We start from the raw sequence: 14,199 nt of genomic DNA on the forward strand, positions 1-14,199 counted from the left end.
TTCTGCTGACGCTTACTTCTTGAGCAGATTCAGTTTGTGCTGAGGTGCCAAAGCGTTACTGGTCTTTTCGGTATATTCACCCAATTTGAGAGTAGCAGTCGCAGCAATGTTGCGGCTGCTATTTCCTATACGGAAGGTATAGGTGCCTGCCTCGGTGAGCCACTGGCTACCAGCCTCGTCGAAGCTGGCCAGCATGCGAACGGGGATAGTCATGGTGAGTACCTGACTCTCACCGGGCTGCAACTCACGGGTCTTGGCAAAGGCTTTCAGCTCCTGAGCGGGCTTTTCAAGCTTGCCGTTGGGGGCCTGCACGTAAACCTGAGCTACCTCCTTACCGCTGACGCTTCCAGTGTTCTTGACGGTGATGCTGACCTCGACAGCCTCCTTGCCCTTGGCCTTAACCACGGGTTTTGTGAAGGCGAAGGTGGTATAGCTCAGACCGAATCCGAAGGGGTAGGCAACATCGCGACCAAAGCTGTCGAAATAGCGATAGCCAACGTAGATGTCCTCCTCGTGGTTGGTATAGGCATGTCCGGGGATGGGCGCCTTGCTGCCAATCATCATCTGCAGCGAGTAGTCGTCTATCTGACCAGGGAAGTTCTTGGTTGAAGCATGATCGGTAGCAGCGATAGGCCATGTCATGGTGAGCTTACCTGAAGGATTTACCTTACCCGTCAGCAGGTCGGCAATCGAGTTACCGCCCTCCATACCAGGCTGCCATGCGCACAGAATAGCATCGGGGTAGCCACTCCAAGAGGCTGTCTCGATGACACTGCCCGAGTTGATGATGACGATGACGGGCTTACCCTCTGCATGGAAGGCATTGCATACGTCGGTGATGAGTGCGCGCTCCTCGGGGATGAGGTTGAATTCGGTGTTCAGGTCGCGGTCTACACCCTCGCCAGCCTGACGACCAATGGTGATGATGGCTGCATCGGTAGTCTTTACCTCGTTGTTGATAGCGATAGGATCGATACCGATCTCTGGATATTTCTGCTGTCCGAAGTATTCACGCTGATACCACTTGGCAGGATGACGCTCGGCCTGGAACTTGACACGGGCAAACTCGATGTACTTACGATAGATATCGGTGAGTACGGGTGATGAGCTGATGCCGGCATTCTTCAGACCCTCGAGCATGTCAACCACGTAAGGTGGGTGAACGCAACCAGAACCGGTACCACCCGACAGAAAGTCGTACGAGTTCTCGCCAAACAGGGCAACGGTCTTGATGGCACCGTTCTTCCAGGGCAGCGAGCCATTGTTCTTGAGCAGTACAATACCCTCGTTGGCACTCTGACGGGTGATGGCTGCATGGGCCTTGAAGTCGGGATTGTTAGATGCTGGGTACTGATGGAAGCTGGGGGTCTTGACGATATACTCAAGCATACGGCGCACGTTGCGATCCACATCCTTGATATCGAGTTTGCCACTCTTCACGCCTTCTATGATCTCGTTCACCTGAGCAGGCTGTCCTGGCTCCATCAGGTCGTTGCCGGCATGTACCTCGCTGATAGTGGTCAGACCATCGCGGATGCCAATCCAGTCGGTCATCACAATACCCTTGAAGCCCCAGTCGTCGCGCAGAATCTTGGTGAGCAGGTCGTGGTTACCCATTGAGTACAGACCGTTCACCTGATTGTATGAAGCCATGATAGTCCAAGGATCGCTCTCACGGACGGCAATCTCGAAACCACGCAGATAGAGTTCGCGAGCAGCGCGCTGGCTGACGCGCTCGTCTACAGCAGTACGATCTGTCTCCTGTGAGTTGATGGCATAGTGCTTAGCTGATACGCCGGCACCCTGGCTCTGTACGCCCTGGATATAGGCTGCGGCAATCTTTCCGGTGAGCAGCGGGTCTTCAGAGTAGTACTCGAAGTTACGTCCACACAAGGGATTGCGGTGCAGATTCATGCCAGGACCTAAAATCACGTCGCAGCGGTACTCCTTGGTCTCGTTACCAATGGCCTGACCTACTTTGTTTACCAAGTCGGTGTTCCAGGTTGAAGCCAGACACGAGCCGATAGGGAAGGCTGTGGCATAGTACGTCTTAGTGGTTCCCTTACGGGTGGGATCGATACGTACACCGGCAGGTCCGTCGGTGAGCACGGTGGCGGGGATACCCAATCGGGGGATGGCAGGCGATGTGCCTGCAGCGCCTGCCACGAGGTCAGCCTCACCGCCAACCACGGCATTGTCACTAAAGAAATTGTTTGCACCGCCAACCAGTAGTTTGGCTTTCTCTTCAAGGGTCATTGCCTTGAGCACCTCGTCGATATTATCGGCGCGGAGCTGTGGTTGCGCATTTGTCGTCATTGCGAATGTTGTTGCTAATAAGCAAGTGGTTAGAATTCGTTTCATTGTTATTATTTTGGGGGTTCTAAGGGAATATCCTGAACTCATAGCCTTGGTCCTTGAGCCATTGCAGACTCTCGGGTAGGGCGGTCTTCAGTTTGTCGATACTCTTCAGCGAGTCGTGGAAGGTGATGATCGAACCGTTTCGCGCGTACCTCTTTATATTATAGACCACATCTTCGGCGGTCAGCCACTTGGAGTAGTCGCGTGTCACGAGGTCCCACATCACAATCTTGTATTTCCTGCTCAGCCAGGCATACTGTGCCATACGCATCCAGCCATGTGGCGGACGTACATAATGACTGTGGATGTAGGCGTTGGCCTTCTCCACATTATAGCTGTATTCCTTGATGGAGTGACGCAGACCGCCAATATGGTTGTGGGTGTGATTGCCCACCTGATGCCCTTCGGCCAGAATGCGTTGGTAGAGTTCGGGGTATTTGCGTACATTATCGCCTACCATGAAGAAGGTGGCGCGCACACCAAATTCCTTCAGCGTGTCGAGGATAAACGGCGTAGCCTCTGGGATAGGGCCGTCGTCGAAGGTCAGGTACACTGCCTTCACACGACGGTCCATTCGCCAGTATGCTCTAGGGTAGAGCCAGCGTAGAAATTTTGCCGGTTGCTCTATAAACATATCTTAGTTTCCGTAAGTTCCTCCCTTAGCTTCGTAAATCTTGCTGATGCCTTGGAACTGCTGCTCCTTCTCCTTGCCCTTCTTCTCATCTACAACCTGTTGCAGGTTGAGTACCTGATTCAGGATGTACATATGGAGCAGACAATCCTGCTGTGAGCTGGCGAAGCGCTGACCATCGAGCGAACAATAGAAGATCATGTATTCGGCCGACTTCTTCCACAGCTGGTCGATCAGTTCCTGAGCCTTCTTGGTCTGACCAATCAGGGCATAGGCACGGGCCAGCTCCATCGAACCGCTCTGATAATCGTGAGGGATATTGTAACTTGGCAATTCTTTCTCTGCCTTGTCGAGTACCTCCTTGGCTTGCTTGTCCTTACCCTCCTGAATGAGGTTCATGGCCAGCAGCGACATCAGGCGACGGTGGGTGTAACACATGCGCATCACGGTCTCGTCGAGATAGATGCCGGGCTTATCCACACCACCGAACTTAAACTTCTTCATCACGTTGTTATAAGTCTTCTCTGTGTCGAAGTTCTTTGCGCCTGGGGCGTTGGTGGTGAAGGGTGAGATACGGTTGGCCAAGCCCTCCTGGATAAAGTTGTCGCCCAGGTTCATGTAGTTCTCAGCACCTACGGTGGTGGCTACGTAGATAGGACGTGTCCAGTTGCACTGATCAATCATCTCGAGCATCATCAGGTCGCCCTTATAGAGCGCGCTCTTGCCTTTCAGCGAGATGACCATCCGGTCAGGGATACTGTCAGCTGCCATCATCATACCGCTCTTGCGTACAGCTTCCTTATCGATGGTCATGTAGACCGTGTCGGTAGGAATGACGTGGAGCTCCTTATTAGTGTTGCGAACCCAGTACTTCAGAATGTTCTTCAGTTCGAATGGGTTTTCGCCGAAGTTCTTCTTGGCTTCCTCTGGATTCTCGCGGTACAACTTCTCCACTTCGCTCTTCAGTGAGGGATCAATCTGTACATACTCGTTGGTGCCTGCACAATACTCCAGACGGCTCCAGGTGATGGGGACAGAAGGCGACTTAAACGCAGGACGGCGCATCTGGTCGATATACCAGTCAGTCTGCAGGTAAGAGAGGTTGCAGACGCGTGCGTCGGTACGGAATCCCTCAGTATCCTGATTGTACCAGAGTGGGAAGGTATCGTTGTCACCATTGGTGAAGATGATCGGGTTGCCCTCTTCCTGCAGGGTCATGAGGTAGTTCTGGCCGAAGTCGCGACAGCAGTAGCGGCCTGAACGGTCGTGGTCGTCCCAGGTCTGTGATGCCATCTGAACAGGAACCAGCAGACAGACGATGCCGACAACGGCAGCTACCACCAGGTTCTCCTTCTTCAGCTTGCGGTTCAGCCAGTCGATGATGGCTGCTACACCCATACCACACCAGATGGCGAAGGCATAGAATGAACCGGCATACGCATAGTCACGCTCACGGGGCTGCATAGGTGTCTGGTTCAGATATATCACGATGGCCAGTCCTGTCATGAAGAACAGGAAGAATACCACCCAGAACTGCTGGATGCCTATCGGCTCATCGACTAACTTCTCCTGACCATTCACCATCGCCTTACGCTTGCGGGTGTACCATGCCTGCCAGAAAAGACCCAGCAGACCGAGTATCAGAGGCATGCAGTAGAACACATTGTGACCCTTGTTCTCCTTCAGATCGGTAGGAAGCAGACTCTGGTCGCCCAGACGTGCATCATCGATAAACGAGAAACCGGTAATCCAGTTGCCGTGCTCCAGTTCGCCGTTGCCTTGGATATCATTCTGTCGACCGGCAAAGTTCCACATGAAGTAGCGCCAGTACATGAAGTTGCACTGATAGCTCAGGAAGAAGCGGAGGTTCTCCAGCTGTGTAGGAACCTTCACGGTCATCTGCTCACCACAACGGTCGTAAGGCACTTCTGTGCCATCTACACCGCCCATCCACGACTCATAAGCCTGGGCATGACCGGCATCATACATGCGTGGGAAGAGCATATTCTGAGCATACTTATATTCATCTTTGGTGCGTACAACAAAATAAGAGTCCTTCTCTTCGGCCGAGGCTTTCTCTTTACGCTGGTAAACGGGCTTACCCTTCGTCATGACGGGTTTGCAGTAGTTGCCTTCCTGCTCCAGAGCTACCTGTGAGGTATAGGCCTGACCATAGAACAGAGGACGCTGACCGTACTGCTCACGTCCCAGGTAGTCGCCCAGTGTGAAGATATCCTCAGGTGAGTTCTGGTCCATAGGCGGGTTGGCCGATGAACGGATCACGATGAGGGCATAGCTTGAATAGCCAATCATCAGCATCAGCATGCAGAGCAACATGGTGTTCTTCATGCGGGCAGTGATGAGTGCCTGCTTGTTCACCGTGTACTTCAGCAGGAACCACAGGGCAGCCAGTACGATGACACCGATGAAGAATGCCGACCATCCCCAACCGTAGAAGGGGATACCCAGCATGCCTACCGACAGCAGGAAGGCTATGTTCTGGATGGTGAGCGAGTGCTGCTGTGTCTGGGTTTCATAAACAGCCCAGATTACACAGGCTACCAACAGGATGAGATAGATGATCTCGCCCGTATTGAATGGCATGCCGAGGGTGTTCACGAAGAACAGCTCGAACCAGCCTCCCACGGTGATGATGCCGGGAACGACACCATAGAGCACGGCGGCCAGGATGACTATCGACACAGCCAATGCAATGAGTGAACCCTTGAGGTTGGCATCGGGAAAACGACGGTAGTAGTAAACCAATACGATGGCTGGTACACAGAGCAGGTTCAACAGGTGAACGCCGATAGACAGACCTGTCATATACATGATCAGGATCAGCCAACGGTCGCTATGAGGCTCGTCGGCGTGATCTTCCCATTTCAGAATCAACCAGAATACCACAGCGGTGAATGCTGAAGAGTAAGCATAGACCTCACCCTCAACAGCCGAGAACCAGAAGGTGTCGCTGAAGGTATAGATGAGTGCTCCTACCAATCCTGAGGCCTCGATGGCAATCGTCTTGGGCCATGTCAACTCGTTCCAGTTGCTGATGAGCAATCGACGCGTCAGATGCGTGATGGTCCAGAACAGGAACAGAATACAAGTGGCCGACAAAAGGGCGCTCATGGTGTTGACCATGCGTGCCACTTGCGTTGGATCGCTTGCAAAGTGTGAGAACAGATTAGCTGTGAGCATGAAGAAAGGTGCCCCTGGTGGGTGACCGATCTCCAATTTATACCCCGTGGTGATAAATTCCGGACAGTCCCAGAAACTGGCTGTCGGTTCAATGGTAGAACAATAGACAATGGCAGCCACTAAAAAAGCGAACCAGCCCAATGCGTTGTCTACTAACCTGAATTGTTTCATTACACAAATATTTTCTTTAACGTTAAAATTCGAGTTTGGTGGTGCAAAGGTACAAATTATAATTGATAATTTACAATCGACAATTGATAATTAACTTACATAAACAATCCTGCACCATAGATTAAGACCACATAACGGAATAACTTGCCTAATGTGATGGCGATAAACGTGATGATGACGTTCGATCGCATCAGTCCCAAGGCTATCGTGATGGCGCTACCCAGTACAGGCAGAAAGGCAAAGAAGCCCATCCAGGCGCCATGTCCTGCCAGAAAACGGTGGGCTTTGTCCAGATCTTCCTTCTTCACGTGCAGATAGGTCTCAATCCACTCCAACTTACCCATTCGGCCCACGCCGTAATTGAATACCGAGCCCAGTACATTTCCTATAGTGCCATAGATCATCAGCAGCCAGGGGTCCAGTCCGGTAGCCATCAGACCAACCATCACGGCCTCGCTTGAGAACGGGAAGAAACTGCCGGCCAGGAATGCTGCCAACAACATGCCCCAATAGCCGTACTGTGTGAGAAAACTGATGATTACATCCATAGGTTCATGCCGGTTAAAAGCAGAACAACCGCTGTCACCACGATAAAGAAGATGTTCGACATGCGGGTTCTGGTGAGTGAGATGAAGTGGGCTATAATGGGGCTTACGGTAATGGTGAGCACCTGTATCCACACCTCGTATGCCTGTGGCTGAATGGCCATCATGACAAAGCTGTAGAGAGTGAGCAGGTTCAGACTGGCATAGATATTACGTACACGGATCTTATCCATATAACTGGTCAACCAGAAATGGATGGCTCCTACCACGAACAGCACCACCAGCAGACCGAAATAGATGAGCTGTGGAAGTGTCAGTGCTGTATAGTCCGGACTCCAGCTCATATCCTTGAAATGCGACAGGAAACTCAGCATGGCGCTGGGTTCCTTGATATGAGTGAACAGCTGCCACCCCATGTAGAACCAATAGGGGGTGATCAGGCCTAACACCGTGGCCAGGAAGGAACGGATACTCATGGAGTAGACCGTGGTGCCCATGAGCAGATAGATGATTGGGATGAATAGCAGGAAGTAAGGCTCAGCCAAGCTCACCAGACTGATGAGCAGGAAGACGTAGTACATCTTTCCGATAGCCTTTGTGTCCTGATAACTGGCAAACAGTAGCAGTAGGATGAGGATGGTGCATACCTGCACAATGCTGGCGTGGACCGAAGAAAAAAGCCATACAGCCGAACAGCCCAGCATGATATAAGCTACTGATACCATGCGGCTATAGACGCGTATCAGCATGTTGATGTTGTTCAGATGAATCATCGCATAGACTGCGGTGAAGAAACAGGCGAACTGAAACCACCAATGGTGCTGTACCATCCCTGACGCCAGCCAGATGCCGATGCCATACAGGATGGCTATCGGCAACGTGCGGCGACTTTCTGCTATTCTATTCTGTAATCTTTTCACTATTTATATCTTACAGATCTGCTCCGATATCACGACGGAAATACTTGTCGGTAAATCCAATCTTCTGAGCCTCCTCGAATGATTTCTGCAGGGCTTCGGCCTTATCCTTTCCATATGATGATACGGCAATGACACGTCCACCATTGGTTACAACCTCACCATCCTTCATCGCGGTGCCTGCGTGGAACACCATAGAGCCTTCTACGTCCTCAATACCCTTGATGGGGTAGCCTTTCTTGTACTCCTGGGGATAACCGCCGGAAACCAGCATCACGCAGACGGCGGCACGCTCATCGAATGCGATGGCACGCTCGTTCAGGTTGCCCTCAGCCACACCTTCAAACAGGTCGACGATGTCGCTCTTCAGGCGCAGCATGACGCTCTCTGTCTCTGGGTCGCCCATACGGCAGTTATACTCGATGACATATGGCTCAGCCTCTTTGCTGGGGGTGTTAGTACGGTTGATGAGTCCGAAGAAAATAAATCCTTTATAGTCGATGCCATCAGCGGCCAGTCCCTCTACGGTAGGACGGATGATACGGTCCTCTACCTTCTGCATCCACTCCTTGGTGGCAAAAGGCACGGGTGTAACGCTACCCATTCCACCAGTGTTCAAACCAGTGTCGTGCTCACCGATACGCTTGTAGTCCTTGGCCTCGGGCAGAATCTTGTAGTTCTTGCCGTCGGTCAGTACAAATACCGAGCATTCGATACCACTCATGAACTCCTCGATGACCACGCGACTTGAAGCATTGCCAAACATACCGCCTAACATCTCCTTCAGCTCTTTCTTGGCCTCGTCGAGGGTAGGCAGGATCAGTACGCCCTTACCAGCGCAGAGACCATCGGCTTTCAGCACGTAAGGAGCTTCGAGTGTCTCCAGGAACTTCAAGCCTTCTTCCAGATGCTCTCCGTCGAAAGTCTGGTAACGTGCGGTAGGGATGTTGTGGCGCTCCATGAAGGCCTTGGCAAAATCCTTCGAGCCTTCAAGTACGGCACCGGCCTTTGACGGACCGATGACAGGGATGTCTTTGGTACGCTCGTCAGTCTTCAGATTGTCGTAGATGCCCTTGACCAATGGATCCTCAGGACCCACCACCACCATGTTGATGCCTTTCTCTACCACGAAAGCCTTGATGGCTTCGAAGTCGTCGGCCTTCATGGCAACGTTCTCGCCACACTGGCCTGTACCGGCATTACCTGGTGCGATGTAGAGTTTCTCGCATTTATCACTCTGAGCAATTTTCCAAGCTAAGGCGTGCTCACGTCCGCCGCTTCCTAACAGTAAGATTTTCATCTTTGAACTTTGAACTTTATGATTACTTTAAATAGTCTTCGAAGTATTGGGTGATGCGCTCATGCAGATGCACTGAGGCATGCCCTCGCATGTTATGCTCCTCGCCGGGGTAGGCAAAGAAGTCGGGCTGGGTACCGGCTTTGATGCAGGCATCGAGGAACGAGAGACAATGCTGTGGTACCACCGTGTTGTCATTATAGCCGGTGATAATCTGCAGCTTGCCTTTCAGGTTCTTGGCCTTGCTGATGAGGCTGCTCTTGGCGTAGCCCTCAGGATTGTCCTGTGGGGTGCCCATATAACGCTCGCCGTACATCACCTCGTACCACTTCCAGTCGATGACAGGTCCACCTGCCACACCCACCTTGAACACGTCGGGATAGTTGGTCATCAGCGAGATGGTCATGAATCCGCCGAAGCTCCAGCCATGCACACCCAGGCGGTTCATATCTACATAGGGCTGCTGGCGCAGGAAATCCACACCTTTCATTTGGTCCTGCATCTCAATCTGACCTAACTGGTGCCAGGTGGCCTGCTCAAAGTCACGACCACGGTTTTCCGAACCACGGTTGTCGATGATGAAGCAGATATAACCCTTCTGTGCCATGTAGGTCTCCCATGGACGACTCAGCCAGTGCCATGAGGCATCTACGTTGTGGGCATGAGGACCACCATAGACATAAACCACGGTGGGGTATTTCTTGTTGGGATCGAAATCGTGGGGCTTCACCATTCTATAATAGAGGTCGGTCACGCCATCGGCTGCCTTGATACTGCCGCTGGTATAGATGGGCTGCTGGTAGTCCTTCCAGGGGTCGGGGGCATCCAGCAGATTCAGAGATGACTGCTTGCCGGTTGTCACGATGTCAATCAGACGGGGCTTGTTGGGTGTCGAGAGCGTCAGACAGGCTTTCTGACCTGTGGCCGACAGTTGGGCGCGCTGAATCACACCGATACCACGGTCCAACAACTGGCGCTTGCCTGTCTTCAGGTTCAGGCTCCACAGGTTGCAATAGCGTGGATCTACCTCGTTGCTGGTATAGACAATGCTCTTGGTTTTCTCGTTGAATCCCACCAGCTCCATCACTACCCATGTACCACTGGTCAGCTGTTTCAGCTCCTTGCCGCTCTGATCAAAGAGGTAGAGGTGGTTGTAGCCGTCCTTCTGGCTCTGCATGACGAACTTAGAGGCATCCCAGGGCAGGAACACAATGGGGTTCTGAGGCTCCACATATTTGTTCGAGGTCTCACGATACAACTCGGCAGTCTTCTGACCCGTTGCTGCATCATACGCTACCAACCGGCAGTCGTTCTGCTTGCGGTTCAGTTCGAACATGTAAACGGTCTTGGCATCGGGACTCCAGGTGATATTGGTGAAATAGCGGTCAGTAGGATTGCCGGCTTGCAGATAGACGGTCTTGTCTGTCTTCAGGTCGTACACGCCCACCGTCACCTTGTGCGATGTCATGCCTGCCATCGGATATTTATCAGGCTCGTGCTGGGCGTTGCGAGGGAAGATGTTCACCTGTGGATAGTCGGTTACCATGCGCTGGTCCATGCGGTAGAAAGCCAGCTTCTGACCGTCGGGGCTCCAGAAGGTACCCTTGCGGATGCCGAACTCGTTGCGATGTACGCTCTGACCATAGACGATTTCACGGCTACCGTCAGTTGATAGCTGGTGCTTCTTGCCTTGTCCGTCAACCACGAACAGCTGATCAGCCTCTACGTAGGCTGTGGCGCGCGATGCGGCATGCCAGTCGTTGGCCTGCTGACCAGCGATACTGTCCTGCCATACAATCTTCTTCTGGACAAAGTCTAACAGGATCACCGACTTGCGGTTGCCTAACAGGACCAGCGACTTGTTGGGGTAGGGGAACGAGGCGTTCATCAGGTGGCGTACGTACTTGGTGTCGTTGCTGCCTGCCCATTTGTTGATGTCGTCGAGGGTAAAAAGGGTGCTCTTCTTGCCTGTCTTCGTGTCAATCTTATAGCATGCCTCCACATCGGTCTGAATCAACTGCTCACCCCACCATGTCAACCACATGTTCTGTGGTCGAAGGTTTGCGTAGTTCCTACCGCCGAAGTTAAGGTCCTCCAATGTGAAAAGTTTATCCTGAGCACTCATGGTTATTGCGATTGCCATCATGGCCATGGTGGCCACCATCTGTTTAATCCTCATCATCGTCGAATCTCTTTTTCTTGCCGAAGTCCTTTTTGCCGAATTCTCTTTTGCCGCCGCGTTTGAAGTCCTTACGGTCTCTGCCGCCTTTGCCGAAGTCCTTACGGTCTCTGTTGAACTCCTTACGGTCCTTGCCGCTGCGGTCAAAGCTCTCGTGTCCACCACGGTTCTTGTTGATATCGTGTTTGTGGAATGTGAAGTTCAGAATGTCGGCCTCTTCATTCTCTTCTTTCTCCTCCAGACGCTTCTTGAATTCGCGCTCCTTCTTGAAACGATGCTTCTCAGCCATCTGGCGCTTCTCTTCTTCGGTCTTCACAACACCACCTTCCGAGCGGAAGTCCTTCAACTTACCGTCAAACATCTGATACTTGCGGAACTCGCACTCCAGACTGCCGTTGTAAAGGGGAATCTTGATACTGGGCTTCAGACCAATCTGGTCGAAACACTCCTCGCGATAGCTCAGAATCCAGGCGTCGTTGCCCTTGAACTGATGCTTCAGACGCTCACCAATCATCTTATAGGTGCCTAACAGGTCGGGCGTTGAGATACGCTCGCCATAGGGGGGATTCGAAATCATGATACTCTTGTTGGCAGGCTGGGTGAAGTTCTTGAAGTCCTGCTCCTCAACCGTGATCACGTCGCTCAGTCCAGCTGCTTTGACGTTCATACGGGCAGTGTTGACAGCCTTGATGTCAATATCGTATCCGTAGATCTTGTGGTTGAACTCACGCTCATGACTCTCGTCGTTGTAGATCTCATCAAACAGGTCGGCATCGAAGTCGGGCCACTTCTCAAAGGCAAACTCCTTGCGGAAGAGTCCTGGTGCCATGTTCTTGGCAATCAGGGCAGCCTCAATCAACAGGGTACCGCTACCACACATCGGGTCGATAAAGTCGGTATCGCCCTGCCAGCCGCTCAACAGGATCATACCTGCAGCCAGCACCTCGTTGAGGGGTGCCTCTACACTCTCCTGTCGGTAACCACGACGATGCAGACTCTCACCGCTCGAGTCCAGACTCAGTGTACACTTGTCCTCGGCAATGTGCATATTCAGACGGATGTCGGGGTTGGCCACCGAGATATTGGGGCGTTTGCCGGTCTTCTCGCGGAACTGGTCCACGATAGCATCCTTTACCTTATACGAAACAAACTTGGAGTGGCGGAATTCTTCTGAGAAGACTACTGAGTCAACGGTGAATGTCTTGTCCGTTCCCAGATATTCGGTCCAGTCAATCTTCTTGATTTCCTCATACACATCGTCAGCGCTTTTCGCTTTAAAGTGACGTATCGGCTTCAGAATCCTGATAGCCGTGTGCAACTGAAAGTTGGCACGATACATCATTTCCTTATCACCCGTAAACGATACCATTCGTCTACCGATCACTACATCATTAGCCCCCAGTTGGGTCAGCTCTTTCGCCAGTACAGGTTCCAGTCCCATAAACGTTTTGGCGATCAATTCATACTTTTGTTCCATTACATTAATGTTTACAGGCTGCAAAGTTAATGCAAATCGGCCTAAAAATGTACTTTTTTTCTGTTAATCTAATAAAAAAGCTTTGTTTTTATGAAAAATCAGCCTAAAAATGTTCGTTTTTTAATTTTTATGGTTACTTTTGCACATGAAATTAAGAACCTATGGTTAGATTGTTGCTCTATACTCAGTCGGATAATCCGTATCTCATTCAGGCGTTGTGGATTGGCAGCGTCTTGGTGGTGTTGTGGCTCATGGTGATGATTGTCTATCAGCGTCGCACACGTCGTCGTTTGCAGACTGAGCTTGAGGAACTGACCAAGGTCCGTCAGAATAATATTGAATCGGAGTTCGTGCTCAAGGCCATGAAACTCAGTACGTGGCATATCGATGTGCCCAGCAGGATACTGTATGTGGATGCCGATTATCGTGAGACCAAGGGTGGTCTGGTAGGCCCTCCCGATTTCCCCCTCGATGTTCTCCCTGAGATTCTTGATAAGAGTGATGGTCAACGTGTCAAGATGGCCCTTGAGAATGTGTGCTTGGGAAAGACACAGTCGTACCACGAGGTCTATCGTGTGTCGTTAGGTAAAGGTGCGCTTTATTATTGGGAGGAGAGTTTCGGTACCATCGCAGCTCGCGATGAGGAAGGTCTGCCTTTGCGTGTGGTGGGCACTTCCATGCGTATCGATGCCCAGAAGGAGATGGAGGCGGCACTGATTACTGCACGTAATAAGGCTGAGGAGAGCGACCGCTTGAAGACGGCTTTCTTGGCAAATATGGGTCATGAGATTCGTACGCCGCTCAACGCCATCGTGGGCTTTGCCGATCTGTTACCGATGATTGAGGATGCCGAGGAACGTAATCAGATTATCACCGAAATCCAGAAGAACAACTATAAGCTGCTTAATATTATCGATGGTCTGGTAAGCATGTCGAAGGTTGAGGCTGAGGCTAAGAGTCTGGTTAAGTCGCAGATCGATGTGGTGCCTGTACTTCGTCAGATTGCCGACTCCTTTGCACCGATGGTCGATTCGTCGGCTGTCACACTGGTCACCCAGTTCCCGATTCCCGAGCTGATGATGAATACTGATATAGGCAAGCTCAAGGAGATTATGTCCAATCTCGTTCAGAATGCTGTCAAGTTCACCACGCAAGGTTCTATCACCCTTGGCTTCGATCTGCCTCAAAGCGATCGTCTCTGTCTGTGGGTTCTCGATACCGGTAAGGGTATTGCCGAGGCCGACCGTCAGCGTATCTTCGAGCGTTTCGTCAAGGTCGATGAGTATATTCCTGGTACGGGTCTGGGCTTGTCGGTGGCCAAGAGTCATGCAGAGAGCTTAGGTGGCTCTATTGGTGTCGACTCTATCCTGGGCGAGGGCTCTCGTTTCTGGGTTGAACTGCCGTTAGGTTGATTTTTTTTAGG

The 14,199-nt window shown here is 51.7% G+C and carries 9 protein-coding genes; 1 reads left to right on the top strand and 8 read right to left on the bottom strand.

Features of this window, described 5'->3' with window-relative positions:
* Positions 1–12: 12 nt before the first annotated feature.
* The 8 genes from T491_RS0100985 to T491_RS0101020 all read right to left on the bottom strand — a co-directional run bounded on the left by T491_RS0100985 (position 13) and on the right by T491_RS0101020 (position 12,776).
* The gene (locus tag T491_RS0100985; RefSeq protein WP_028902226.1) at positions 13–2,361 is read right to left on the bottom strand and encodes a glycoside hydrolase family 3 C-terminal domain-containing protein; all 2,349 of its coding nucleotides are present in this window, start codon (positions 2,359–2,361) and stop codon (positions 13–15) included.
* 19 nt (positions 2,362–2,380) lie between these two features.
* Complete coding sequence (locus tag T491_RS0100990) at positions 2,381–2,992, bottom strand: polysaccharide deacetylase family protein (protein ID WP_028902227.1); 612 nt, start codon at positions 2,990–2,992, stop codon at positions 2,381–2,383.
* 3 nt (positions 2,993–2,995) lie between these two features.
* The gene (locus T491_RS0100995; RefSeq protein ID WP_028902228.1) at positions 2,996–6,361 is read right to left on the bottom strand and encodes a DUF2723 domain-containing protein; all 3,366 of its coding nucleotides are present in this window, start codon (positions 6,359–6,361) and stop codon (positions 2,996–2,998) included.
* A 95-nt stretch (positions 6,362–6,456) separates the two neighbouring features.
* The gene (locus T491_RS0101000) at positions 6,457–6,909 is read right to left on the bottom strand and encodes a YqaA family protein (protein ID WP_028902229.1); all 453 of its coding nucleotides are present in this window, start codon (positions 6,907–6,909) and stop codon (positions 6,457–6,459) included.
* Positions 6,900–7,826 carry a hypothetical protein gene (locus tag T491_RS0101005; protein ID WP_155949982.1) on the bottom strand — a complete coding sequence of 309 codons (927 nt, stop codon included), beginning with the start codon at positions 7,824–7,826 and terminating at the stop codon, positions 6,900–6,902. Before T491_RS0101005 ends, T491_RS0101000 begins: the two co-directional genes overlap by 10 nt.
* A gap of 10 nt (positions 7,827–7,836) precedes the next feature.
* Positions 7,837–9,123, bottom strand: a complete 1,287-nt coding sequence (gene purD, locus T491_RS0101010; protein ID WP_028902231.1) for a phosphoribosylamine--glycine ligase — start codon at positions 9,121–9,123, stop codon at positions 7,837–7,839.
* A gap of 22 nt (positions 9,124–9,145) precedes the next feature.
* Positions 9,146–11,299, bottom strand: a complete 2,154-nt coding sequence (locus T491_RS0101015; RefSeq protein WP_028902232.1) for a S9 family peptidase — start codon at positions 11,297–11,299, stop codon at positions 9,146–9,148.
* Positions 11,289–12,776 carry a class I SAM-dependent RNA methyltransferase gene (locus T491_RS0101020; protein WP_028902233.1) on the bottom strand — a complete coding sequence of 496 codons (1,488 nt, stop codon included), beginning with the start codon at positions 12,774–12,776 and terminating at the stop codon, positions 11,289–11,291. The genes T491_RS0101015 and T491_RS0101020 overlap by 11 nt, the downstream gene beginning before the upstream one ends.
* A 161-nt stretch (positions 12,777–12,937) precedes the next feature.
* On the opposite strand from T491_RS0101020, the gene T491_RS15340 reads away from it, so the two are divergent.
* The gene (locus T491_RS15340) at positions 12,938–14,188 is read left to right on the top strand and encodes a sensor histidine kinase KdpD (protein WP_051522892.1); all 1,251 of its coding nucleotides are present in this window, start codon (positions 12,938–12,940) and stop codon (positions 14,186–14,188) included.
* Positions 14,189–14,199: the final 11 nt, after the last annotated feature.

It is taken from the genome of Prevotella sp. P6B4 (assembly GCF_000619985.1).
GTDB lineage: Bacteria > Bacteroidota > Bacteroidia > Bacteroidales > Bacteroidaceae > Prevotella.